This window comes from Bacillus sp. AK128 (assembly GCF_053903075.1).
The window spans coordinates 4,047,613-4,071,082 of sequence record NZ_CP096379.1; the positions used below are offsets into that span (position 1 = coordinate 4,047,613).

Below are 23,470 nucleotides of genomic sequence, written 5' to 3' on the forward strand. Positions count from 1 at the left end.
GATTCCACCTTTAAAAGTAATACTCCTGTAGAAAGTCCACCTTTTCCTTCGTAATCATGGCCTGCTCCTTGATGCCTTCAAAGTTCACCATATAGGAATTTTTCGCATATAGGGAAAAGTTCGTTACATAATGAATGTTAATAATGAAAGACCGATGTGAACGAATAAAATCACGTTCTCTCAGCTCCCCTTCTAACTCATTTAGAGTTTGATAGGTTTTGATTGGACCAGATTTCGTATAGATCGTTGTGGAACGACCCGAACGTTCAATAAATACGATATCCTTCTTTTGAATGATGTGAATATCTGTTTTTTGTTTAATATAAAGTCTTCCGGTCATTTCAGAGGACTTCGTTTTCTCCATCAACCTCTCTATAGACTTCACTAATCGCTCCTTCGGAAAAGGTTTCATAATGTAATCATGAACATTTAGCTCAAATGCATGAACAGCATACCCGCTGCTTCCCGTCACAAAAATAACCGCTATATTTAATGCATGAGAATGGATAATGTCTGCTAGTTCATAGCCTGATAGATTGGGCATTTCAATATCGGCAACTAGTAAATCAATTTCCTCACGTTTAATTTGCTCATATGCCTCTTCTGCTGACTGAGTTGAAAACAAAATCTCTACCCCTGGTATTGCAGAAACAATGCCTATTAATTTATCCAAATCAATCATACGATCGTCTACGAGACCAACCTTCATTTTCCTTCTCCTCACATTACCACTTCTGTAAAAATCTTCTTTATTTTACCATTCTTATCATGGTATTTGTCACTTTTGCGACAGAAAAAGGCATTTTCGCGACATCTTCAGAGACTTCACCATGGATTCTTTGTATCATCAAGATAGAAAAACACACGAAAGGATGAATAAACATGATCCACATTCAAGATGTAACGAAAACATTTAAAGATAAAAAAACGTATGTAACAGCCTTAAAACATGTGAGCTTTTCTATCCAACAAGGGCAAGTCGTTGGACTGCTGGGAGAAAACGGAGCTGGAAAAACAACCTTACTTCGATCCATTGCTACCCTGTTACAACCAACAGAAGGTTCAATCACAGTGGATGGCTTTGACACAATTAAAGATGCAAACGAAATTAAAAAGAAAATCGGCGTTCTTTTTGGAGGCGAAACGGGCCTTTACGATCGCTTAACGGCTCGAGAAAACCTTGAATATTTTGCAGGTCTATATGGGCTAAGCAAACATGAAACAAAAGTAAGAATTGACGAACTTGCAAGGATGTTTGGAATGCGTGACTACTTAAATCGTAAGGTAGGAGGCTTTTCAAAGGGGATGCGTCAAAAGGTTGCGATTGCCCGAACATTAATTCATAACCCAGATATTATTCTATTCGATGAACCAACAACTGGCTTAGACATCACCTCATCCAATGTATTTCGCCAGCTAGTTCATCAGTTAAAGCGAGACCAGAAAACGATCATATTCTCCAGTCACATTATGGAAGAAGTAACGCTACTCTGTGATTCGGTTGCGATGATGCATAAAGGTGAGCTTGTCTATCAGGGAGATTTAGAAGCTCTATATCAAGAAGAAAAATCTAAGGATCTAAACTATATTTTCATGAGCAAATTAGTAAGGGGGAACGAATACCATGCTTCTTAAAATCTATTTAAAAGAAATGAAAGATGCCTTTAGAGACAGTAGAACATTATTACTAACCGTAATCATCCCTATCATCATGATGACAGGATTGACTTTATTTTATGAAAACCTTGCTTCCGATGGTGAAGGTGAAACCTATTCATTAGCTGTAAGTGAAGTGGCCACTCAAGAAGAATTGATTTTTCTGCAAGGTATTGAAGAAATAGAAATTGTTTCCTACGCAGACCCTGAGGAAGCTGTTATACAAGGAGAAGCAAAAGCAGCTCTTCTATTTGACGAAGGATTCCTAACAAAAGTAGAAAATCAGGAAGAAGCCTCTGTAACTATTGTCGGTGACTCTTCCAGCCAAAACTCATCCATTTTAATGAGTATGGTATCCGCTGCCTTAACAACTTATGAAAAAGCTGTAGTTGCAGATCGATTAGAAGCTGAAAATGTTAACCAACAGATTATTCAACCTTTTACAATTAACAGTAAAGAAGTGACAGAGGAAAATCCTGCACTTGCTTTAATTGCGATGATGATTCCGTTATTTATGGCTCTCGCGATCGGAATTGGTTCAAGTCCGTCTGCCTCTGATTTATTCTCTGGAGAGAAGGAAAAGAAGACGATGGAAGCACTATTAATGACTCCGGTTAATCGTGGAACTCTCCTGTTAGCGAAGTGGATGACCATTTTCTCGATTGGTGCCATCACAGGAATTATTACATTAATTGTCGTAGCAATAGAAATTACATTCTTCACAGAAACATTAAAAGAAGCCATTTCCTTTGGTGACAATTTCTTAGTCATTGTCGGTCTTGCCATCTTGGTTACAATTGTGTATGCGATGTTTATATCTTCCTTACTCATGTTAACTAGTATTATGGGTAAAACAGTGAAGGAAGCTCAGAGCTATAGTACTCCAATTATGATGCTCGCAGCCTTCCCTGGAATGATCACAGCAAGTATGGGAGTCAACGAATTTACGTTTCAACACTTTGCCATTCCAATTCTAAATTTATTCACAATACTAAAGGAAATTTTATTCGGAGTGGTTAACATCGAACACATTGCCATTATGTTCATCAGCAACCTACTCGTCATGGTTATTGTGTTTGTTATTGGTAGGGTGATGTTTATGAAGGATAAATGGGTGATGAATTAACCCTAAGATAAATTAAATAAAAGCTCATAAGTCCACTGTCATCACAAATAATCGAGTATAAACAGCCTTTATACTCGATTTTTCCATTTTTAGAGATTATTCTTCAACATCTGATCACTACTTATCACTTTTATACTCTTGTAATACTTCATCAAACCGATCAGGAAAATCCGTAAATAGTCCGGTCACTCCCCATTCCACTGCTTTTCTCATATCCTCTGTTGTATTGACGGTATAAGGGTGAATCAACAAACCACTTTCTCTTACCTTCTTCACATACTCCTCATTAATTTGTAAGAAGCTCATTCCTACTCCAGCTGCATATTCTTTAATTGATCGTAGTTGATCGTCCGATATTTGAGCAGGCGTAGAATAGTAGATCAATTGGATTAATGGAAGCTCTGGGTTCATTTTATGAATTTTAGCCAAGCTCTCTGGATAAAATGACTGAATCATCACTTGGCTTGAATGGCCATTTTCTCCAGTTAGCTTATACTCTTCTAATACCTGTAGCAATTCTTCTTCCATTCCCGGATAGACAAGTGGAGATTTAGTCTCAATGTAGTAGTTTGCATCTGTTCCAAATTGGTCAAATACTTCTCTTAATGTAGGTACCTCTATTCCCACATACTCCTCTTTTGCATATTCAGGATAGGTTTCATTAAACCATGAACCGGCATCTAGTGCCTTTATTTCTTTTAGAGTCATCTCTTTTACCACCCCAGTCCCATCTGTCGTTCGATCCACCTTTTCATCATGCATCGCGATTAACTCACCGTCCTTTGTCATCTGGAGGTCAATTTCAATATAATGTCCATTCATTTCCTCTCCCATTTCATAGGAGAGCAACGTATGCTCAGGAGCATGTCCGGAAGCACCGCGGTGAGCGACATTTAAAATTTCCGTCTCAGGAGTTGATATCGTTGACTGTGAAACGGGTGTCTTTGTTACCATAATCGTTGATATAACAATTAGTAGTGTTATCCCTGTTCCTAGTGTGTATATGATTAATTTTTTCATCATTAACTCTCCCTTACATATAATGGATCACCTTTATTATATGGAAGATTTGTAAACTTCAAATTGTCGTTTTGTAAATTATGGTAAATAGAGCTAAACACTAGATTTAGGTTGGATCATTTTTAAGTAAAATGTAAAAACCAAATCAATAATACAATGTGCTTTTTTCTTCATCTTCTCACGCTTCTCTGTATAAGAGTTGTACCTTACCTTCTCGTGATCACGACCAAAATCCCAATCCTTAAGAAAATAGCCGTTTTTTCTATTATGTATACTCTTGTCCACACCATTACTCTCATGTTTTCATAAACTAACTTGTATGATTCAAAAATAGAGAAGGGTGGTACTATGAAATACCAGGTTTTAAATAAGAAGTCTAAGAAACAAAGAATTTTAGTTTCAAAAGAGTTTGCGACGAGATATAACCTGACTTCGAAAACGTTTACGTTAAAAATAGGACAATGGTCAAAGCAACTTCCTATTGTGATTTCAAGCAAAATATCCAGTCATGTCATTAAACTACCAAAACGTATAATTCCCTTCACTCTACCTTCTAGTTTAAAATACGAAGTAAACGTCGAAAAGGACATCATCCATATCGGTCCTGTTATTGGTCTTCTCGTGAAAAGAAAAAACTCATTTACAAGAAAGACTTTAAAAAAATATAAATCTCGTTTACGTCAGTATAGGAAAATTAATGGACTCGTCTTTGTGTTCTCGGCAGCTGGTATTAATACAGAAAATCAAACAATCACCGGTTACTATTATAGTCCGAAGAAAAAATCAAAGTGGAAAAAGGGAATCTTTCCTTACCCAGATTCAATTTTCAAACGTATCAGAATAAAAAAAGACCTCTTTAATAAACTCCAGCAGACGATGGGGAACACTATTTTCAATTCACATGTGTTCAATAAGCAAAAGCTTTGGGAGGTATGTTCAAGAGAATCACAAACTAGTCAACTCGTACCTGATACAATGCGATATAAATCGTATAAAAGCATATTGAAAATGCTTAAAAAGCATGAGCATGTTTATATTAAGCCTGTCCAAGGTATGCAAGGTAACGGAATTAAAATGGTAAAAAGTAAAGATGGAGCATTTATCATTACTGATCATCGTAGAAAACGAGTGGTTCTTCATTCCAAGAGGGAGTTAAAAAAGTATTGTAAATCAAAGCTAACCAATAAAAATGGATACCTTTTACAGCAAGGCATCGCCACTCATTATAAAGGAAAACATGTAGACTTCAGGCTCTATTTTCAAAAGGATCAAAACAAAGAATGGATTTGCCAAGGAACGGTTGGGCGTGTATCTAAAAAGAATAGTATTGTGACGAACTATAAACATTTATCAGGCTTGTACACTGGAAAAAAGGCTATTAAATTACTATTCGGCGTTAACAACAAAGAGGCAGTTCGAATAATCAATCAAACGGTTCAGCAGTGTAAGAAGGTTGGTAACCTTATTGATCAAGAAATTGGTCACTATGGTGATGTTGTATTCGATGTCATAATTGATAGAAATAAACGTGCATGGATCCTTGAAATCAACAATAGAATTTATGGTACTAAGAGCTTAAAGAAACTAAAAAAACGAAAAACATTAAGGAAAATCAGGACAACTCCCATCAAATATGCAAAATCTCTTGCTGGTTTTTAGAGATTTGGGACCGTTCTCTTGCTTCTTTTGGAAGCAAATAGAACCGTCCCTTCATTTATTTTTCTTATTTTGATACATAGCAGTGTCCGCTTTTTTTATTAGGTCCTCTAATGTTTCACCTGGAGATGAGATAGAAACTCCTATACTTGCGGTAACCGAGAGTTCATTACCTAATATCACTATTGGTTGAGCTATTAAATCATCAATTCTTTCCACTAAAGATGCTAACTCTTCTTCCTCTGCACTCATTCTAAATGCTGTAAATTCATCTCCACCCCATCTGGCCACCAATCCCTTTTCTCCAACTGCGTCTGCTAACCTTCTTCCTACTTCGATTAGTAATAGATCTCCAATGTCATGACCAAATGTATCATTCACGTACTTAAATCCATTCAAATCAATAACCATGAGACCGTGGGAATCACATTTATTCTGTTCCAAAATCAAATTCACCCGGCTTATAAACTGGCGACGATTTGGAAGATTCGTCACACTGTCATGATAGGCCAGGTGAGTCATTTTCGCTTCTGTTTCCTTACTTTCTGTGATGTCACGTCCTAGACCAATCGTTTGAATAATCTGCCCTGAGTCATCTCGTATATAATTGGCAGTTGTTTCATACCAACGATATTCCCCGTTCTTATGTCGAACTTGACTAATAAATCTTACTGTATCCTGACTCATCACTAACTCACTGCGATGTTCAAGAAGTTTTTTGTTCGTGTCTGGATGGTTGAAAAAGGTCGCAGGTTTCCCCACTACCTCTTCTGGTGTATAACCGAGAACTGATTTTACATTTGGAGTGATATAGGTGAATAAGCCCTCTGCTGAAATAGTGGAGATCACATCATGCGATTTCTCTGAAATTAATGAGATAATATCGCGAATATCAGTTAGTTCTGTTTGTTGTTCCACTTGCTCTACCCTAAGAAACTTCCCTAGCTCTTCCCCGTCCATTATTAATGGTAAATCGGTCAATCTTACCGTGATGGTGTCACCTTCTTTATGGACCAATTCAAGTCTGGAGTTGTATTTATCACTCCCTCTTTCACCATTCGTTTTTTCTAGTTGATTTAGTGATAATTGAAGGAGTTCATTCTTGGTATACCCTAACATATTGACCAACGCTGAATTTATATATATAAATTGACTTTTAGAATCAATGACGCATATTCCATCAGGATGATTTTCAAACAAATTCTGAAACGAACCTTGTTCTAGTAAATTTTGTAGCATGATGAACCACCTTTTAAAACACTGAGTGATGTACTATATACTAATAGAGTTTTTCTTTTATTTTCTTCCGTAACCCTAACTATTATACTTTTATACATTTCAGGACTACAAACCAGCCCTGTATTAAAATAAACTAGCCAATAAATTTCCAAAAAGATGAAACCAAAATGACATCAAGCAGCATCTACATTCATGAAAGGAGGAGAAGATAGTGAGCCTTGTTCAAAGATTGCAGCAAAAGGAAGAAAAAGCACTTGCCCAGTTAATGGAAGATCACGGTGACTATCTTCTTCGAACGGCGTTTTTATTAGTAAAGGATCGTCAGGTGGCAGAAGAAATTGTTCAGGATAGCTTTGTTATGGCATTTAATAAAATTGATCAACTTCAGCACGAAGAACGGCTGAGGAATTGGCTAACGATGATTACATTAAACCTCTGTCGGTCGCGAATGCGAAAGTGGAGCTGGAAACATATATTAGTAGGCTTTGAAGATCAGTTTGAGAGGTTGGAGGATGACGACACCTTCGATAGCCCTGAGGACGTGTTATTGACGCTAGCTCAAAATTCGGAATTATATAAAGCAATTCAACAGCTAGACTACAAGTACCGGGAAGTGATTACCTTACACTACTTTAATGAATTAAAAGTTTATGAGATTTCAGATCAGCTTAAAGAAAAGGAAGGCACAATTAAAACTAGACTTTCCCGAGGTAGGAAGCTGTTAAAAGAAATTTTAATTAAAGGGGGGTTAAAGCATGCAGAATAACCAACAGCAAATGAAGCAGCAACTAGATCAGGAGTTACGAGATGTAACGTTTACGTCCTTTGAAAAAGTTCTACAAGAAACTCGTCCTAAAACAATTCGTCAAAGATTGAACCTTCTTTGGAATAAGGAATTAACCATCCCTGTCATTCCTTTCGCTACAGCTACCCTCCTATTTATTGGGATTGCTGGTTCAGTGATGTTTCTCCCTCAGGAACAAGTACCTACTAATCGTAAGTTAGTCGAGGTATCCGGTAATGTGTATTGGAGTGATTTATATGAAAAGGCGGTGGCGAAAAAATGACCGTTAAAGTAAAGGTTAAACATCTTGTGTATTCCTTTATCATTTTGTTTGCAGCACTCCCTTTATTCGCTTTTTTCATCCAGCCTAAAATAGAACTTAAACTCGCACACCATGAGTTAGCCAATCATGAAGAAACAAAAGCACGAGGACGGATAGAAGGATTGTTGCAGGGTTCGAGTGATCATTACAGATGGGAGGTCATCAAGGATTTCATGATTGAGCCAACCGCTATTGGTCATTATAACGTGTACATTGGCTCAGCGATGTCCTCAGTGAACCATGATTCGACTAGTCCCTTGTTTACTTTAGAGGAAATCATTCCTTATCTTCATGATTATATTTCACATGCTCCGGTATCAGGATATATCCAAAGCGCAGCAGAGATTTTAGCTTCTTATTACACACAGAATAATCAATATGTAAAAGCTGATCAAGCATTAGCTGAAGCTCAAAACCGTTATGGCTCAGCTACTTATCAATATCAAAATCTATTGCTCAAAAGAATGGAGTTTGCAGAAAAGGCAGGAGAACCTGCTAAGCTTGATCAATTTATAACCTACCTAAAAGAGCAAAAGCTTGATGATCATTTGGAGGTTTATTCAAAAATCACGGAAGCAGAAGTGAAAGAGATGCTTCGAAACCATCAGTATCAAGAAGCATTTGACCGACTAACAAAGGTCATCGAAGAGTTAGAAATGGAATGGGAAGAGCAGACTTTTGAATCGGATGAAAAATTAGAGCATGACAACATGTTTCTGCATAGTAGCCCGTTTATTTCAAATCTTATGTCACTTAGAAATCATCTAGAAAAGGCTCTTAACAATGATGAGACCCATTTAACAACGATAAAAGGGAGAATTGTTAAAAGCAACGGGGAGCCACTTGCAAACGTCGGTGTATTTTTACGTGATGAAAGAACGGCAAACATGAGTCCTAATCCTGACGATCCCTTTTACACAGTTACCAATCAAGATGGTCACTATGAGTTTAACGGGGTTCTCCCAGGAAGCTATCAATTACAATTAGGACTTACCTTCCATCAGGTGGATGGCTGGACGTGGCCGGTTGAGATGGATGAGTGGATTGATGTGCAAGGGGAAACGGAACTCATTGAAAACATCGAATTTATGCCATTGATTACGGCCCATTCTCCTGTAGATTTTAAGGAAATTACCACGGATTCAGTGACGTTCGAATGGAGTCCTGTAGATTATGCTGCATACTATGAGTTAAGTCTTCAGGTTGAATATGAATCTGGATCAACTGGAGTCCCTTTCCTCGGACGGATCAAAGAAACTAGGATTGATGTTCCCATTGAAGAGCTTTATGCGAAAAGTGTAGGACTTGTCTATGGGGGTGATCCAATTATGGAGACAATCCAGCCGGAAAGTTTATTAGCATTCGCCAACACAGCCGGTCGCTTTTCTTGGTATGTAACAGCCTATGATGAGGATGGAAATCTCCTAACAAGAAGTAATGGCTATCGATTAAATGAAGAAACGATGGATGGGATCCCTACTTTTTATTTGAAAGAAAGAACCATGACAAAAGCAGATCGACTTGTGATGGATCGTAAAATTGAAGAAGCCCTCACCCAGTACAAAGAGGATTATGAGAACAACTCAAACGATATTCATAGCCTACGAATGATTACAAGGCTAATAGGATTAGAGGAAAAAGGCTTTGAGGCAAGAATCGAAAAGGCCTTCCCATACACGAAGAAGCTGGCAGAACTTCAGCCTACCGAACACAACGTGTATCAAGTGGTGGACTATTATTATCGAAAACAAAACTGGGAAGAATTTAATCACTGGTTCAAGAAGTATCAAATGATTGTGGACGGAGAACCTTCTACGTATGTACAGTCCCTTTATGCTACAGCCTTAATGAAGCAAGGAAAACTAGAAGAAGCACGAGATCGTTTCCAACATGTAATGGAGGAAGACCAGAGTCATCGGTTTGTCGGGAATTGGATTGCAGTTGAAATCTATCTCAATAATAGTTACGAAAAAGCCCTTCACATTGCAGAAAACTATCCAGAACGTGGGTACAATCAAAAGGATTGGAAACAAATGATCATCCAACTAGAAAGTGAGCCCATTGAAGACGTGAAACATTTCCTTGACAGCTATTTTGAAGGAGATGTAGAACTAAAATCAATTCAACCTGTCGCCATAGCTTCTTTTATTAAGGCGTTATTGGAAGTAAGGTAATCTGTAATTAAGTATTTAAATTATAAATAAATCCCCTTCTTGGTAATAGATTCTCAGAGAAATCTATTCTACCAAAACAGGGGATTTTTCTATTTTATCCGTGACTTCGTATCGTCTCGGGAGTGCTTTGTTTATTTTCCCTAAATTGAGAATACATAAAGCCAACAATGATCAAGACAATGGTTACCATGATTGGGATAGATGAAAACAATAAGATGGTGATAAAGCTCAATGCTAACACGATGCATACAACTTTCATTTTCAGTTCAGAGAAGAGCCTGAAAGAAGCTAATATACCAAGTAGTGCATTACATAAAAAGAAGGCATTTGCCATCGCGACGAGCTGATGAACCGAGATTATTTGAAGAGTTAAAAGTCCTACGACGATGACATGTATGGCAAACATCATGAGCAACGCATTCACAGGTACATTCTTATGATTCTTGTAAGCTAAAAATCTAGGAAGCACGGCAATTTTAGCTTGATCACTGATTAGCCGGGATACAGCTCCAATTACTAGTAGTACCGTGCTCAAACATAAAACGATCGTAATCACAGAAATCAATGCGGTTGACCATGGCCCAAAGGCAGTCGACAACAGGAGATCAAGCGACTGGGTCTCACTAGAAGCTGTTTGCTGATAAGCAAATGCTACCAATATGCTGACAACGGAAATAATGGAAAAGCTCAAAATTACGGTTTTAGGTATCGTTTTTTCAATATCGCGTATTTCCAATGAATAGCTCCCGATTACCTCCCAGCCAATCAATGCCCAAAAGAGAAGCAGCAGGCTATACCCGAAGTTCTTTATTTCAAAGGGATTCGATAGATGAAAAGAATTCGGCGTGGCATAAATGGTCGAAACACTTCCTATTAAAAGGATAATGACGGCAAAGCTTGACATGAATAACGCGACTTTTCCGATGGAAGTAATGTTTCTAGTCAGTATGATGTAGCATAGACCGAATAGTAGTAATGTAACCCATCCCCCTTCTGTCACGGGGAGATTCAAGACTAGCTGTAGATATTGTCCTGCTGTTGAAAGGACTGCGATCGGACCGAAGCAGACAGCCAAAATGAAGAATGTTGCAGACATATTCTTCACCGATTTTCCAAATGCCTTCTCAATCACAAGAGATATCCCTGAATCTCCTGGATAAAGTATCGCTAATTTGCCAAATAATTGAGCAAACAAAAAGCTTAGGATTAGGATAATCCCCCATGCAATAATGGCATATTCCTTTGATGATTCAAAAACGGCTGGTGGTAAAATGATAATTCCAGAACCAAGGATTGGTCCAATAATGAGGCCGCTCAAAAGGATCGGGCCTATTTTTCTATTTTTCATACATTCACCCCAAAAGTTATTGATAATAATTTCCATTTCCTATATTTTGATTATATGTCGTTATTTTCAATCAGTAAAATAGATAGATTAGATGCAAATCATCGGTAAATTCGATTGAAAAGGGGAATGATTCATGGAAATCAGACAGCTCATTACTTTTAAGAAAATAGTGGATGCAGGAGGTTTCACACGTGCTGCAGAGCAATTGGGATATGCTCAATCAACGATTACGGCACATATTCAAGCACTTGAACAGGAACTCGGAGCACCTTTATTTGATCGAATTGGCAAAAAAGTCATTTTAACAGATGTAGGAAAACATTTTTTACTTCATGCCACAGAAATGATTCAGCTATATATAAAAGCAAAAGATATTACTAATCTAGAGGATCAACCTACTGGAGAACTTCGGATTGGGGCCCCTGAATCACTTACAGTTTATCGCTTGCCACCTGTTATTCAGGCCTACAGAAAGAAATATACCAAGGTTCAGATTACGTTTAAGTCCGGTACCTGTTGGAGCTTACAGGAGGACCTTCGAAAGGGTGAATTGGATGTTGCTTTTTTCATTCAATCTGAGTTTGAGGATTCCGACATTTATACGGAGAAGCTTAAGGATGAGCCTTTAGCAATGATTCTCCCTTTACAGCATCAGTTAAGAGAGCAATCTCTTGATTCTATGGAATTAGCAAACAATGAAAATATTTTGTTTACCGAACAAGGAAGTTATCGGGATTATTTTGAGGCCTTTTTACGAAAAAAGGGGGTTCAAACTGAAGCAGGAATGGAATTTTGGAGTATTGAGGCAATCAAGCAATGCGTAATTTGTGGCTTAGGGATCTCCCTTCTACCAATCGTAACGGTCCAGGAAGAACTTCGAAACAAACAATTAGAATCTATCCATTGGGACGATCAATTGGGAAGCGTAGCGACCATTCTGGCTTATCATAAAAATAAGTGGCTATCTCCCGCTGCTTTAAACTTTATCAATCTGGTAAAAGAGCATGCACGCGATTGGGATTGAAGACCAGTGACCAGGGGTAGTGGAACTTGGGTAAAAGGGTAGCCTTCTAAAAAAATGAGCACCTCAGATTATTTTCTGAAGTGCTCTTAATTCCCTATATGTTAGATTCATTCCCCTTTAATAAAGAAGACCTGTTATCTATCGAAAAAGTATAGGCTTAGAATTAACTACATTGTTTCAACATCCAACTTAAACCCTTCAATTTCCATATCCTCATCCACTTCAATTAATATACATTTCTTGCCGTTATAATTGATTTGTTTGACATACTTTAAATCCTGAGGACTAATGGAGATGTTAGCGACTTTTGTATTGATTTTAATTGATTTCGTTTTATAGTTTGGCATGATACTACTAGCCTTGAGTTCGTATCTCTCATCATCTACTACTTTTTGAAAAGCCATCTCAACCTTTTCGGTGTTGACCCCTTCGACCCCACTCACTTTTAACACACGTTCTACATCTTTGTAATCCAGCTGTGGCGTCTCTTCTTCTGACTCTTCTATGACTCGGTTTATTTCTTCATAAACATTGGATAGGATAGTTGTATCCAGATGGTCACCTGATACTTCCCTAACGATTTCTTCAAAAATCTCTTTATTCTCTTTCGCGGTTGTAATCTCTTGGCTATTTAACACATGCTCGATAAAGTGGTAATCAGGCTGATTCGGCTTGGCTGCAGAATATAAGATATGGTTTACATCTGCTGCGTTGTCGATAAAGCAAGGAAATAAGAAGCCAGCAACAGGTGATGAAAGATTAATAATCGGATCAACGACCAAATTGTATTTAAATTCTCTTTCCACATAATCAAACAACAAATTCTTTTTCGGAGCCTCTGTCTGATTAATACTACAAAGAATAAACGAGTGCGAATAGACCGTATTCATGACACTTTCATCGTCAGAATCATTTCTTTCTTTCGTTGGCTTGTAATATTCCCCTCGTATAAATGTAACGACAACATCCATTTCATATGTAGTTTCCTTAAACATCTTCTCAACAAGCTGGAGCATTTCCTCCTTCCAACCTTCCGCATCAGAAACGAGCAGTCCCTTATGAAGAATCAGCTGGCTATGATTGTCTGCCTCTCTTTGGAACTTTAGCTGAAATAGCTTCTCATCTAGTTGGCCTCCAAGTACCTTTTTAAAGTTATTAAAAAATAACTCCTGTTGGTCTTGATCAAGCATGGAAAAAGGCCGACTTTCCTGGTATAAAATATCACTACTTTCTTTCATCACATATACATTAAAGATGTCATTAATTTTCATTCGATCATTATCCGGTTTAAATTGCTTACGAATCGCTGCTACGTCTTTTTTGTTCATCATTAGTTAATCTCCCGGTTCGATTTTATAGTTATGGTTTGTTTATTATTATATTTCACTCTATTATACTATCATTTTTTAGTTTCCTTGATAAACGAACTATAGGAGAGTGTAGATTTTCATTTTTTTAGCGCATATAATTATTTACCAGCTATCTCATAGCGCAGACTAATGCACAAAAAGCCTAGCACATGCTAGGCTAGACAAGACTACATATTCTCAAATTGGATGTATTCTAAAATATTTCCAAAAGGGTCTCTAAAGCTTATATATTTTCCTGGAGGACAGCTGGTTGGTTCATCGACCACGAAATCCACGCCTTTGTCAGTTAAGTGTTTGATTGTTTTTTCGATGTCTTCCGTTCTAAATGCTAATACTATTCCTGAAACTTCTTTATTTTGGTTGTAGACTACTTCTTCGTTTTCCTCAATTACCATTGGGATCTCTCCGTTAACAAGCGTGACAATTTTCGATCCATATTTTTTGTTAACTTGAAAATCTAGCGTATTTGTATAAAAGTTAACGGCTTTATCTAAGTCTGATACATAAATACCTATCACACAAACCTGGTTACTCATAGTTACTCTCCTTATCGCATTATCAGATTTTCTATAACAAGTCTTCATATAATCCAATTCTATTTTCCCATGGATCACTAAATGTACACCATGCTGCAGGAACACCTTTTCTTGTTTGAACAGGCTCAATTTCAATATGAAGCACTTTACTAATTCGCTCCCTCTCCAGATGAATATCCTTTACCCCTAGTCTGATGGGACCGCTGTTCTGGGAGGGTTCTCCTTTTGAAACTTGTAACCAAGTATCGTTGGTTAATTTCCACTCTACAAAATGATCATGAGGTGTAAAATCTGGTTCTCTATCAAAAAGTGTTGTATACCAATTCACCCCTTTGTTAAAATCATTAACTCGAACTTGAATAGTTAACCCTATGATATTCATTTGTTGTCATTGTTCCTCCTATTATTTTCCTGTGATATATTTTAAGTATAGAATTGTATGGTATTAACGGGTATATGCATTCGCGCATAAAATTAGGAACATTTAGCGAGGGAAGTTATGAAACTAACAAAAATTCGCTTTTTTAGAGATCAGCTGGGGATGACAAGAAAGGAACTAGCTGATGGAGTCTGTGATGAATCCACCTTATATCGTATAGAAATGGGACAACAAACGCCTAGTTTAGAAGTCTTATTAAGGATCAGTAAAAAACTAAATGTATCCTTAGATGACTTACTTCATAATCAAGATGACCTTCAGATTGATAAATATAAAGAGATATGTAGAGAACTAGCCTATAATCAACAATATATAGAGCTATCTCTCGTTGTACAGGAATTCGAAGAAAAAGTAAAAGTACATGAAGAGTATAAAGATAATGTTGAGATTTCCAGATTCATTACTTGGCAAAAAAGAATATGCAAACACAAACAGGAAGAACAGCATGAGGAGGCCTTATCCCTATTAAAATCAATTTATAATCCCCATCTTCTTAAGGAACTAGATATTTTTATTTGTAATTCAATTGGAATGGTATGTCTTGATAAAGAAGGGGTCCATGCTTCTTTCCCTTATTTCCAAAAAGCTTATTATGCGGCTTTCCAGGTGAAATTAAAAGATAAAAAGATCATCCCCATTGTAGGGTACAATCTAGCCTACTGCTATTACTATAAAGGGAATCTAGAAAAAGCTATTTTCATTGCTTACGAAACCCTCTCATTTTTAGAAAGAAATCAACTAAGTTTCATGCTTGGGAAAACTACACATATGTTAGGTATGCTCTACAAGAAGCAAGGAGAGATCAAGGAGAGCCTATCATACCTGCGTCAGTCAAAGTTCTTTTTTGAATTCGAAGCAAAAGGAGAACTTGTTAAAAAAGTAAAACAAGATATCGAGGATCTATTAAAAGAAGAATAGAATTCCTTATATTAATCCTTGTTTCTTTTATTAGATGGTTGTCTTATAATGATAGTTGATGAAAATGAGGTGTTAACATGGCGTTTGAATGGGAAAATCGTTCTAATGAGCAGGAGGAAGTGGTGGAACATTTATATTCACCGGTTGTTGAGAGCATAGCCTTTTTATCCACTTTAATGAACCCTGAACAACAATCGCAGCTATCCACATTACATAGTCAGTTATTAAACGAATTAGATCCTGAATCTACAGAATTCCTTAACAGCTGGGAAAGATATAAGGATTGGAGTTTTTTATTCCTATTTAATTATCTCCTCCCTTGCCCTTATTATTATGACGCTGAATTATTTCAACAAAAGGTAGCTACACTATCTGATTGTGATTTTTTATATCATTTTTTTGGGGAGTCAATACCTCAGGATCAGCTTGAGGAATTCATTAAAGCTCCAGACAGGATTCTACAGGCTGAAGTTTCGATTTGGTGGGAAACGGAGGAGAAACGAGCTAATCTAGTCCACCTCATTACAACTTTATCTGAATTTAGAAAGAAGTTTTTGAATATACTCGTCAAGGTAAATCAATCCACTGTCTTCCAACAAGAGCTGGAGCATAGAAATAGCCTGGTTAAGGAAGCAATTAACAAAGTCAAAACGTTAAAAATGGAGCCTCTTTCCCTAGCGCAATACATTATGGGGAAAACGTTTAGACGTACAAGCTTATATCAGGTATATCAATTTATTCCATCCTACTTTTTTTCCACCTACCGGATGCGAATTTTTGACTCCAAAAGCTGCATTGTAATTTACGGGGTTCAGGCTCCTTTGCAGGACTTGAGAGAAAAAAGTGCAGAGCTTGAGCTACAAGTAAAGGCATTATCTGATCGAAATCGAATCCTTATTTTAAAAATGCTATCAGGACAAAGGGAGTATGGTGCCAAAATTGCTGAATACCTTGGGATCACAACTGCTACGGTGTCTCACCATCTCGAATTATTAAAGAAAGCAGGATTTGTAAAGGAAGAAAAGGTAGGAACGATTAAATACTTTTCCTATAACCAAGAACATACCGAATCTATTTTAAACCAACTACAGGAATTTATAAGTCCAATAAGATAGTCTAATCCACAAAGGATTAGGCTATCTTTTTATTTCTAGAAAATGGTTGACTTTCCTATAACTAGTAATATAATCATCTTATAAGATAAGCATCTAATAAGGAGGTATATATAATGAACCATGCTGCGATTAACGTATCAAATGTCACCCGTTCTTATTTAACGGAGGTGGGCTTGTTCAAAAAAGAAAGAAGACAAGTAGATGCTTTAAAAGGGATTTCATTCTCTGTAAAAAAAGGAGAGATTTTTGGCTTGCTTGGGCCAAATGGAGCTGGGAAAACGACGATGATCAAGATCTTGTCTACTATGCTAATCCCTAATTCAGGTGAAATTTCGATTTTAGGACTTAATCCGGTTACCGATTATTCTCTCTTACGACCTCATATCAATTTTATCCTCGGAGGAGAACGGAATTTATATTGGCGCTTATCTGCTTATGATAATCTATCGTATTTTGCTGATTTATATAAAGTACCTCCCGCTATTAAGAAAGGGCGAATTCAAGAATTGCTGGAATTAGTAGGGCTTGACGAAGTAGCCCATCAAAGAGTAGAAACCTTTTCAAAGGGTATGAAGCAAAGACTACAAATTGCTAGGGGTCTCATTAACCAACCTGAAATATTATTTCTTGACGAGCCCTCGATTGGCCTCGACCCTGTAAGCGCAAGACAGCTTCGTGATCTTTTACGAAAGCTCAATGAAAAAGGAACAACCATTCTACTAACCACTCATTATATGTATGAAGCAGACGAACTTTGTGATCGAATTGCGTTTATCAATAAGGGAGAATTAATTGAGGTTGATACACCTTCTAACCTAAAAAAGAAGGTCGATGGATTGTCGATTATTGAATGTAGCATTTTAGGAGCAACTCAAGAAGAAATTGATTCTATTAAGAGTCTCACAAGTCTCAAGCATATCCAGGTAGATTTGCATGACTTTACCTATAGATTGCGTATTCAAACAAATAATCCTGAGCTTGTTATTCCTTTCATTTATGATACGGTCAAGGATTCAGTAATCACTGATTTATCCATATCAAAGCCTACACTTGAGGACGCGTATGTGAAAACAATTGGTGAGAAAGTATCATGATGACTTTAAGATCTTTATATCAAACAATCCTTGTTCATATGAAGCTCTCTATTGCTAGACCCATGTTTAAGTTTATTATTTGGATATCTCCTCTGTTCTTTTCAACTTTGGCTATTTTTATTTATGGAACAGATTCGAGTGAGACAATTTTCCATTATGTTTTTTTAGGTTCAGGATTCATGGCTCTTTGGTCTTCAATCGTCTTTTCTTCTGCAAGCGATGTGAATAGAGAGAGGTTTTATGGAACACTTGAAATCATTTTTATTTCACCTGTTCCGTTTGCGATTACCCTAATCGGCAAGATTATCGCTAACATGATTTGGGGACTTGCTTCTATGGCCCTATCGTTTTTATACTTAAAGATTGTGTTTCAACTAGAATTAAATTTTTACCACCCTTGGTTATTCGGCCCTGCTCTTATATTGGTGTTACTAGCATTGTCTGTATTCTCTTTCTTTTTAGCCTTAGCATTTACACTTTCCAGACAAGCCGAAGCTCTCATGAACTTTATTGAATATCCTATTTATTTAATATGTGGCTTCATGTTTCCTATTTCATATTTACCAGCTTGGGTTCAAGCCTTTTCATATTTAATACCACCAACATGGGCGATTCAACTACTTCGAGATGTGACCACGGAAACATTGTCCTATCAGAGTATCATTGTTTCTTTTACAGCGATTATGGTACTTATCTTGTTCTATGTATTAATTGGTTTGTACTGTTACCGGTTAATGGATTTAAAAGCTAGAATTAGTGGAAAACTGGGGGTTTACTAGAGAATGGAAGCAGTATTTCGATTTGCACGGCATAGTTTTTTATCGTATAAAGCTTTATTTGGGTGGCTTGATCCGAAAGTGTACTTACTGGTTATGGTGATAAGTCCGCTAAGCCAACTTCTCTTTTTCGCTACTTTAGTAAACTATGTTTACAATGGAGAAAATCTGGCAGGTTATTTAGGCGCAAATGCCCTGCTTCTTTGTGTAATGAATGCTGCATTTGGGATTATGTCTGTCGTCACCTCTGATCGAAGGATGGGAACACTTCACTTAGTTATGGCTTCTCCAGCAAATAAGGTTAGTCTATTTCTATCTCGATCTCTGGCCCATGTAATCAATGGATTAGTGACAGCCATCATCGGTTTACTGTTTGGGTTGCTGCTTTTTCAAGTATCTATATCGCTCGAAGATAGTCTCGTATTGCTACTAATTTGGATCTGTTCTATATTTTCAGCGTGTGGACTTGGCCTCATCGTTGGTAGCTTTTGCCTCTGGTCACCTTCCATGCATCTTTGGTCCAATTTGCTTGCAAGTCTTTTACTCTTAATGAGTGGTGCGAGTTATCCATATACAAGATTACCAGAGTGGTTGCAGAACATTGGACAGTTCATCCCTTTAACAAGAGGTGTTCAGTTAACAAAGGAAATTCTAAACGAAGGGACCTACTCTAATATTTTTCCTTTATTAAGTGAAGAGCTCCTATTAGGGTGCGGATTTTTCACCATTAGCCTTTTCCTACTAAAATATGCAGAATATCTGTCTCGTTCAAAAGGTACCATGGAACTTGATTAATAAATTGCCCTGAAAGGTTATCTTTTCAGGGCAATTTTTTGCGCAAATATGAGATTTATTTTACCATAACGAAATGAGCCATAAGAACTAATCCTATCCTTCAAACTCACCATAAAATCGGACGCATCGGTCGCAAAGGAACAGTTTGTACTGCATCCCAATAGGGAAAACCAGATATTGATTCTGGATTAATATTATATTGTGTCCCTCCAACTACATAGTAATGATATGGCGGGCTACCCAAGATTGGCTGACTCCAAGCCCCCAACGAGTGAGGAGGAAAGCCGTGATAGGTTACCCCATTCATACCAGTAATCACAACTCCACGCATAAGATCACTTACTTTCTAATGTTTTTTTATCTTATGACTCTATAAAGTTACTTGTGTTAGGTAAGAAAACTGTCCTTTAGTAATTATTTATTAAGCAATTTAACTAGCTCTTCCCCAACAGCAACCCCTGAAAGGAAGGCACTTTCCAAGCGCGTGCGGTCTGCTTTATCCTCTTCATGTAGGAAGGCATCTCCCGCTATTAATAATGGATACTCTAGATTCGTATTCAAAAAAGGCTGGCGTAAAAACTGAACAGCCTCAGCATAGCGCCATTTTTTCAGTTGTCTAGAAACAACAGATTCAAAGTCAACATACTCACTTGTCACCTGCTTCATCTTTTCTAGCACCTCTTCCTCCCTCAGATCATAATGAGCTTTACTCCACTCACCCGTCATATAGATACTGACTGTTGTTATTGAAGAAATCCCCTTTTTCTCATGGTCAACAAGGCGCATTACCCCCTCTGGAAGGTTAGTATCTAAGTGGCCATTTTCCGGCAATTTTGTTGGCTGTTGAAGATGAAATAAACCTACCAAGCATGGCAGAAACACAATCTCGTCAAGCTTCCGCAAAACCTTTGCTTCCACCTGTAAGTCATCACTTTCAAGCAATGCCTTCACCTGGGGAGCAGGGGCTGTTATAATGACAGCCCTTGCCTGAATAGACTCACCTTGGTCTGTTATGACGATATATCCACCAGACACTTTCTTCATGTCTATCATTCTAGTTTGTAAACGAACTGGAATTCCTTCGGCTAGATTTTTTGCAAGGGGATTCATACCTTCAACACTTGAATAGCGCGGATACATCTCACCAAACCAACGATTAACCTTTCCGTTTTTAAGTAAATCATCAACAAATACTTGAAATTTTTCCGTTCGTACAGTGAAAAATTGGGCACCATGATCGACCTTACCTTTTTCGATTCTACGTGTTGCCATTCTGCCTCCAACACTTCGACTCTTTTCCACTATTAGTATGTCATCGCAACCACTTTCCTTTAACGTTCTGGCAGCCATGACCCCAGACATTCCCCCGCCTATAATGACGATTGGTGCATGCTTACTCATGTAGACATCCCCCTTTTCTCTTGTACCATCTATTGTATAACTGATAGCCAAACTAAGTCACCAAATAAAGACGGTTATGCTTCACTTGGATGCATAACCGTCCTACATTTGTCCATTATTTCTGCTAATCCGTTTTACTATTATTTATCGGTAGGATCACGGTGATAATGGTCCCTTTATTTATCCCAGAATTTACGGTGATCGTTCCCTTATGGAGCTGAGCGATACCCATGGCAATGCTCATGCCTAGCCCTGAACCTTCTCTTCGTTCATCTGTGCTTGTTCCGCGGTAGTACCTGGTAAATAAATGCTTTTGGGTTTCTTCATCCATCCCCAATCCATCGTCTTCTACTATCATGTGGAAGTCATTTTCAATCCTCTTAAGCTTAATTAAAATGGTTGTTCCTTCTGGATTATGGTTGATGGCATTATAAATTAAGTTATCTAGTAATCGTTCAAACCAAAGCTTAGCAATCGGTAGGAACACCTTTTCTGATATTGGTTCAAATCTGAGATGATCATGAACTATTATCCGGTCTCTCCTATACTTTCTTAAGATGGTTTCGACTAGTTCGTTCACATCTGTCTGTTGAAAATATACCTGTGAGGAACTATTTTTCAGTTGAAAGGTTAAAGAAAAGTCTTCAATAAGGCTTAGCATGTAACTGCTTTTCTCACCAATGGTCTTTCCAATTTCCTTGAGCTCCTGTGGAGACCAGTCATATTGCCCACGATCAAGCATTGTGCCATAGCCCTGCATGGTTGTAAGAGGAGTACGGAGGTCATGAGATATGCCAGTCATCCATTCTTCTCTCGTTTTCTCCAATCTCTTGCGTTCCTTTGTTGAGGCATCTAGCTTCTCTGCCATCGTGTAAAAAGCCTGAAAGACCTCTGAATATAATCTGTACTTCATTCGAACTTTACCGTTTTTCTTAAAAATCTGTTTTTTCTCTTTTTCTGTTAATACCTCTTCATACTGTCCATTTCCCATTCGACTAAGCCAGCTTGTAAAAATAAACAGTGGTTTTCCATATCGGAAGCTATTCCATATGGATAGACCAATGGTTAGTAAAAGGAGAATTGCGGCTGATACAGCAAAAGCAATAATAACCCCCAACACAGAGTTCATGTTAATATCTTCTTTGTTTTCATTAGGGGTGTAAAGAATCCAGAGGTTTCCTGTTTCCGGCTCTTTGAATGTATTTACTTTCTTTTCATATATATCAGGTGTTAGATCACGAATATATATATCTAAAGGTTTTTCATTCTCAACGGTTTCTCCCACAGTTAGTAAGCTACGGTTATCCTTGCTTAATACTAGTAGCGATCCCTCGAGCGAGTGGACCTTTTTTTCAAGCTCTGTAATGACACTGGTTGAAAACGGTTGGCCTGCATAATCATCAACGACCTCTTGCAGGAATGCTCTTGCTTTATCCTCCACCCCTAGCACAAATAAATAAGGCTCTTCAAGCATGGTTTCTAGATAAAAATGGATTGAGTATCCTTGAAGCTGTTTCGTTTCCTTCATTTCAAAGATCTGCTGCTCATTATATTGTGTAGGAATCCCCTCCGGTACATTACTAGACTCAATGACCTTTCCATTATGATTTAAAATCTGTACCCAAATTCCATCCTTAACAAAGTCCTTGTCCCAGCCTTCCATCATCTCTAATGTTGTGACGGAACTTCCTGTATCAATTGCAATGGTTTCTATTTTTGTATCATAGTAGTTGTATTTCATTTCATCCTTTGTCAGCCAAAGAACTAAGAGTAGCATTAGAAAGATAAATAAAATGATCAGTCCCGCTGCAAGTAAAATATATTGAAGGGTAAAGTGAAAGAACAATCGATTTCTTAATCGTTTCATGACTGTCTTCCTCTTACTAGCTTATAGCCAAGCCCTCTAACAGTGAGCAGGCATTCTGGATGGCTTGGGTCTCTTTCAATCCGTTCTCTTATCCTTCTAATGTGAACAGAGACTGTATTATCATCCACATAATGATCAAAGCCCCAAACCGCCTCTAGCAATGCTGCCTTGGAAAGGACCATATTAGGATGCTTGCAAAAATAGAGCAATAGCATATACACCTGTGATGGACATGGAATAGGGGTACCTTCTACGATTAACTCGCCTGCCTTTTCATCCAAAACAAATCGACCAAAATCATATCTCCTTGAGCCCTGAGATATGGTTCCATCCTCGATTTTCGGTGATCTTCTAAGATAGGCTTTAATTCTTGCCGCAATTTCAAGTGGATTAAAGGGTTTCGTTACGTAATCATCGCCACCTGTCGCAAAGCCGGTTAGAACATCTAAATCCGATACTCTTGCCGTCAAGTATAAGATATATGCTTGAGATACCTGCCTGATTTGGGGACAAAGATCAAACCCCGTACAATCAGGTAGCATCACGTCTAATATAATAATTTCGATTTTTGTTTGTTCAAGAATTGCTAAAGCATCACGACCAGTGTGAGCTGTGTATATATTCTGAAAGCCTTCTTTTCTTAGCATCATCTCCAACATTTTCACAATCGCTTTTTCATCATCCACAATTAGAATGTTTTTACTTTCCATGATTATCCACCTCGACCATATCGTAGCACAGCAACATTACGAACAGTTGAACAAATTGAAAAAATGTTTATCTCGTCGTAACCCCGTGTTTACGTACACG

The 23,470-nt window shown here is 37.6% G+C and carries 24 protein-coding genes; 12 read left to right on the top strand and 12 right to left on the bottom strand.

Annotated elements, in window-relative coordinates; all coding sequences use genetic code 11:
- Positions 1-10 precede the first annotated feature (10 nt).
- Complete coding sequence (locus tag M1D60_RS20300) at positions 11-709, bottom strand: LytR/AlgR family response regulator transcription factor (RefSeq protein WP_456276633.1); 699 nt, start codon at positions 707-709, stop codon at positions 11-13.
- A gap of 173 nt (positions 710-882) precedes the next feature.
- Here M1D60_RS20300 and M1D60_RS20305 point away from each other — a divergent pair, with 173 nt between their 5' ends.
- Both M1D60_RS20305 and M1D60_RS20310 read left to right on the top strand, forming a co-directional pair.
- Entirely contained in the window at positions 883-1,635 is a 753-nt protein-coding gene (locus tag M1D60_RS20305) for an ATP-binding cassette domain-containing protein (protein WP_456276634.1), read from the top strand.
- Positions 1,625-2,782: an ABC transporter permease gene (locus tag M1D60_RS20310; RefSeq protein WP_456276635.1), complete on the top strand. Its 1,158-nt coding sequence runs from the start codon at positions 1,625-1,627 to the stop codon at positions 2,780-2,782. Before M1D60_RS20305 ends, M1D60_RS20310 begins: the two co-directional genes overlap by 11 nt.
- Positions 2,783-2,899: 117 nt before the next feature.
- On the opposite strand, the gene M1D60_RS20315 is transcribed toward M1D60_RS20310, so the two are convergent.
- Together M1D60_RS20315 and M1D60_RS20320 are read right to left on the bottom strand one after the other, a co-directional pair.
- Positions 2,900-3,802: a glycerophosphodiester phosphodiesterase gene (locus tag M1D60_RS20315; RefSeq protein WP_456279508.1), complete on the bottom strand. Its 903-nt coding sequence runs from the start codon at positions 3,800-3,802 to the stop codon at positions 2,900-2,902.
- A gap of 93 nt (positions 3,803-3,895) precedes the next feature.
- Positions 3,896-4,087 (bottom strand): hypothetical protein, encoded by a 192-nt coding sequence (locus tag M1D60_RS20320; protein WP_456276636.1) that lies wholly within the window; start codon positions 4,085-4,087, stop codon positions 3,896-3,898.
- A 63-nt stretch (positions 4,088-4,150) separates the two neighbouring features.
- On the opposite strand from M1D60_RS20320, the gene M1D60_RS20325 reads away from it, so the two are divergent.
- Positions 4,151-5,461, top strand: a complete 1,311-nt coding sequence (locus tag M1D60_RS20325; RefSeq protein WP_456276637.1) for a YheC/YheD family endospore coat-associated protein — start codon at positions 4,151-4,153, stop codon at positions 5,459-5,461.
- Positions 5,462-5,512: 51 nt separating this feature from the next.
- Here the strand turns inward: M1D60_RS20325 and M1D60_RS20330 are convergent, their stop codons facing one another.
- Positions 5,513-6,697: a diguanylate cyclase domain-containing protein gene (locus M1D60_RS20330; RefSeq protein ID WP_456276638.1), complete on the bottom strand. Its 1,185-nt coding sequence runs from the start codon at positions 6,695-6,697 to the stop codon at positions 5,513-5,515.
- Positions 6,698-6,908: 211 nt separating this feature from the next.
- Between M1D60_RS20330 and M1D60_RS20335 the strand changes: the two genes are divergently transcribed.
- Genes M1D60_RS20335 through M1D60_RS20345 form a run of 3 tightly spaced genes read left to right on the top strand, consistent with a single transcriptional unit; the run spans position 6,909 to position 9,977 of the window.
- A complete protein-coding gene (locus tag M1D60_RS20335) occupies positions 6,909-7,463 on the top strand; it encodes an RNA polymerase sigma factor (RefSeq protein ID WP_456276639.1) in 555 nt (184 codons plus the stop codon).
- Entirely contained in the window at positions 7,453-7,764 is a 312-nt protein-coding gene (locus tag M1D60_RS20340) for a hypothetical protein (protein WP_456276640.1), read from the top strand. Before M1D60_RS20335 ends, M1D60_RS20340 begins: the two co-directional genes overlap by 11 nt.
- Positions 7,761-9,977: a carboxypeptidase regulatory-like domain-containing protein gene (locus M1D60_RS20345; RefSeq protein WP_456276641.1), complete on the top strand. Its 2,217-nt coding sequence runs from the start codon at positions 7,761-7,763 to the stop codon at positions 9,975-9,977. The genes M1D60_RS20340 and M1D60_RS20345 overlap by 4 nt, the downstream gene beginning before the upstream one ends.
- Before the next feature lie 94 nt (positions 9,978-10,071).
- Here M1D60_RS20345 and M1D60_RS20350 read toward each other — a convergent pair whose 3' ends face one another.
- Positions 10,072-11,325 (bottom strand): APC family permease, encoded by a 1,254-nt coding sequence (locus M1D60_RS20350; RefSeq protein ID WP_456276642.1) that lies wholly within the window; start codon positions 11,323-11,325, stop codon positions 10,072-10,074.
- A 133-nt stretch (positions 11,326-11,458) separates the two neighbouring features.
- On the opposite strand from M1D60_RS20350, the gene M1D60_RS20355 reads away from it, so the two are divergent.
- Positions 11,459-12,349 (top strand): LysR family transcriptional regulator, encoded by an 891-nt coding sequence (locus M1D60_RS20355; protein WP_456276643.1) that lies wholly within the window; start codon positions 11,459-11,461, stop codon positions 12,347-12,349.
- Between the two features lie 167 nt (positions 12,350-12,516).
- Here the strand turns inward: M1D60_RS20355 and M1D60_RS20360 are convergent, their stop codons facing one another.
- From M1D60_RS20360 to M1D60_RS20370, 3 genes are all read right to left on the bottom strand, one after another.
- Positions 12,517-13,677, bottom strand: coding sequence for a DUF4317 domain-containing protein (locus M1D60_RS20360; protein ID WP_456279509.1), 1,161 nt, complete (start codon positions 13,675-13,677; stop codon positions 12,517-12,519).
- 209 nt (positions 13,678-13,886) lie between these two features.
- Positions 13,887-14,255, bottom strand: coding sequence for a VOC family protein (locus M1D60_RS20365; protein ID WP_456276644.1), 369 nt, complete (start codon positions 14,253-14,255; stop codon positions 13,887-13,889).
- 31 nt (positions 14,256-14,286) lie between these two features.
- The gene (locus tag M1D60_RS20370; protein ID WP_456276645.1) at positions 14,287-14,637 is read right to left on the bottom strand and encodes a VOC family protein; all 351 of its coding nucleotides are present in this window, start codon (positions 14,635-14,637) and stop codon (positions 14,287-14,289) included.
- A 117-nt stretch (positions 14,638-14,754) separates the two neighbouring features.
- Here M1D60_RS20370 and M1D60_RS20375 point away from each other — a divergent pair, with 117 nt between their 5' ends.
- The 5 genes from M1D60_RS20375 to M1D60_RS20395 all read left to right on the top strand — a co-directional run bounded on the left by M1D60_RS20375 (position 14,755) and on the right by M1D60_RS20395 (position 19,392).
- Complete coding sequence (locus M1D60_RS20375; protein WP_456276646.1) at positions 14,755-15,612, top strand: helix-turn-helix domain-containing protein; 858 nt, start codon at positions 14,755-14,757, stop codon at positions 15,610-15,612.
- A gap of 77 nt (positions 15,613-15,689) precedes the next feature.
- Positions 15,690-16,727 carry an ArsR/SmtB family transcription factor gene (locus M1D60_RS20380; RefSeq protein WP_456276647.1) on the top strand — a complete coding sequence of 346 codons (1,038 nt, stop codon included), beginning with the start codon at positions 15,690-15,692 and terminating at the stop codon, positions 16,725-16,727.
- A 113-nt stretch (positions 16,728-16,840) separates the two neighbouring features.
- The gene (locus M1D60_RS20385) at positions 16,841-17,821 is read left to right on the top strand and encodes an ABC transporter ATP-binding protein (protein WP_456276648.1); all 981 of its coding nucleotides are present in this window, start codon (positions 16,841-16,843) and stop codon (positions 17,819-17,821) included.
- The gene (locus M1D60_RS20390) at positions 17,818-18,600 is read left to right on the top strand and encodes an ABC transporter permease (RefSeq protein ID WP_456276649.1); all 783 of its coding nucleotides are present in this window, start codon (positions 17,818-17,820) and stop codon (positions 18,598-18,600) included. The genes M1D60_RS20385 and M1D60_RS20390 overlap by 4 nt, the downstream gene beginning before the upstream one ends.
- A 3-nt stretch (positions 18,601-18,603) precedes the next feature.
- Positions 18,604-19,392, top strand: coding sequence for an ABC transporter permease (locus M1D60_RS20395; RefSeq protein WP_456276650.1), 789 nt, complete (start codon positions 18,604-18,606; stop codon positions 19,390-19,392).
- 106 nt (positions 19,393-19,498) lie between these two features.
- On the opposite strand, the gene M1D60_RS20400 is transcribed toward M1D60_RS20395, so the two are convergent.
- From M1D60_RS20400 to M1D60_RS20415, 4 genes are all read right to left on the bottom strand, one after another.
- Positions 19,499-19,723, bottom strand: coding sequence for a hypothetical protein (locus M1D60_RS20400; RefSeq protein ID WP_456276651.1), 225 nt, complete (start codon positions 19,721-19,723; stop codon positions 19,499-19,501).
- An 83-nt stretch (positions 19,724-19,806) separates the two neighbouring features.
- Positions 19,807-20,793 (bottom strand): NAD(P)/FAD-dependent oxidoreductase, encoded by a 987-nt coding sequence (locus M1D60_RS20405; RefSeq protein WP_456276652.1) that lies wholly within the window; start codon positions 20,791-20,793, stop codon positions 19,807-19,809.
- Positions 20,794-20,917: 124 nt separating this feature from the next.
- Entirely contained in the window at positions 20,918-22,660 is a 1,743-nt protein-coding gene (locus tag M1D60_RS20410; RefSeq protein WP_456276653.1) for a sensor histidine kinase, read from the bottom strand.
- Positions 22,657-23,370, bottom strand: a complete 714-nt coding sequence (locus M1D60_RS20415; RefSeq protein WP_456276654.1) for a response regulator transcription factor — start codon at positions 23,368-23,370, stop codon at positions 22,657-22,659. Before M1D60_RS20415 ends, M1D60_RS20410 begins: the two co-directional genes overlap by 4 nt.
- Positions 23,371-23,470 lie beyond the last annotated feature (100 nt).

Excerpts from the sequence above, each read along its gene's own strand:
- M1D60_RS20365 (WP_456276644.1), bottom strand. The coding sequence starts at position 14,255 with ATGAGTAACCAGGTTTGTGTGATAGGTATTTATGTATCAGACTTAGAT.
- M1D60_RS20330 (WP_456276638.1), bottom strand. The coding sequence starts at position 6,697 with ATGCTACAAAATTTACTAGAACAAGGTTCGTTTCAGAATTTGTTTGAA.
- M1D60_RS20300 (WP_456276633.1), bottom strand. The coding sequence starts at position 709 with ATGAAGGTTGGTCTCGTAGACGATCGTATGATTGATTTGGATAAATTA.
- M1D60_RS20390 (WP_456276649.1), top strand. The coding sequence starts at position 17,818 with ATGATGACTTTAAGATCTTTATATCAAACAATCCTTGTTCATATGAAG.
- M1D60_RS20305 (WP_456276634.1), top strand. The coding sequence starts at position 883 with ATGATCCACATTCAAGATGTAACGAAAACATTTAAAGATAAAAAAACG.
- M1D60_RS20310 (WP_456276635.1), top strand. The coding sequence starts at position 1,625 with ATGCTTCTTAAAATCTATTTAAAAGAAATGAAAGATGCCTTTAGAGAC.
- M1D60_RS20415 (WP_456276654.1), bottom strand. The coding sequence starts at position 23,370 with ATGGAAAGTAAAAACATTCTAATTGTGGATGATGAAAAAGCGATTGTG.
- M1D60_RS20380 (WP_456276647.1), top strand. The coding sequence starts at position 15,690 with ATGGCGTTTGAATGGGAAAATCGTTCTAATGAGCAGGAGGAAGTGGTG.
- M1D60_RS20395 (WP_456276650.1), top strand. The coding sequence starts at position 18,604 with ATGGAAGCAGTATTTCGATTTGCACGGCATAGTTTTTTATCGTATAAA.
- M1D60_RS20325 (WP_456276637.1), top strand. The coding sequence starts at position 4,151 with ATGAAATACCAGGTTTTAAATAAGAAGTCTAAGAAACAAAGAATTTTA.
- M1D60_RS20355 (WP_456276643.1), top strand. The coding sequence starts at position 11,459 with ATGGAAATCAGACAGCTCATTACTTTTAAGAAAATAGTGGATGCAGGA.
- M1D60_RS20350 (WP_456276642.1), bottom strand. The coding sequence starts at position 11,325 with ATGAAAAATAGAAAAATAGGCCCGATCCTTTTGAGCGGCCTCATTATT.
- M1D60_RS20370 (WP_456276645.1), bottom strand. The coding sequence starts at position 14,637 with ATGAATATCATAGGGTTAACTATTCAAGTTCGAGTTAATGATTTTAAC.
- M1D60_RS20375 (WP_456276646.1), top strand. The coding sequence starts at position 14,755 with ATGAAACTAACAAAAATTCGCTTTTTTAGAGATCAGCTGGGGATGACA.
- M1D60_RS20405 (WP_456276652.1), bottom strand. The coding sequence starts at position 20,793 with ATGAGTAAGCATGCACCAATCGTCATTATAGGCGGGGGAATGTCTGGG.
- M1D60_RS20385 (WP_456276648.1), top strand. The coding sequence starts at position 16,841 with ATGAACCATGCTGCGATTAACGTATCAAATGTCACCCGTTCTTATTTA.
- M1D60_RS20410 (WP_456276653.1), bottom strand. The coding sequence starts at position 22,660 with ATGAAACGATTAAGAAATCGATTGTTCTTTCACTTTACCCTTCAATAT.
- M1D60_RS20360 (WP_456279509.1), bottom strand. The coding sequence starts at position 13,677 with ATGAACAAAAAAGACGTAGCAGCGATTCGTAAGCAATTTAAACCGGAT.
- M1D60_RS20345 (WP_456276641.1), top strand. The coding sequence starts at position 7,761 with ATGACCGTTAAAGTAAAGGTTAAACATCTTGTGTATTCCTTTATCATT.
- M1D60_RS20340 (WP_456276640.1), top strand. The coding sequence starts at position 7,453 with ATGCAGAATAACCAACAGCAAATGAAGCAGCAACTAGATCAGGAGTTA.
- M1D60_RS20315 (WP_456279508.1), bottom strand. The coding sequence starts at position 3,802 with ATGAAAAAATTAATCATATACACACTAGGAACAGGGATAACACTACTA.
- M1D60_RS20400 (WP_456276651.1), bottom strand. The coding sequence starts at position 19,723 with ATGCGTGGAGTTGTGATTACTGGTATGAATGGGGTAACCTATCACGGC.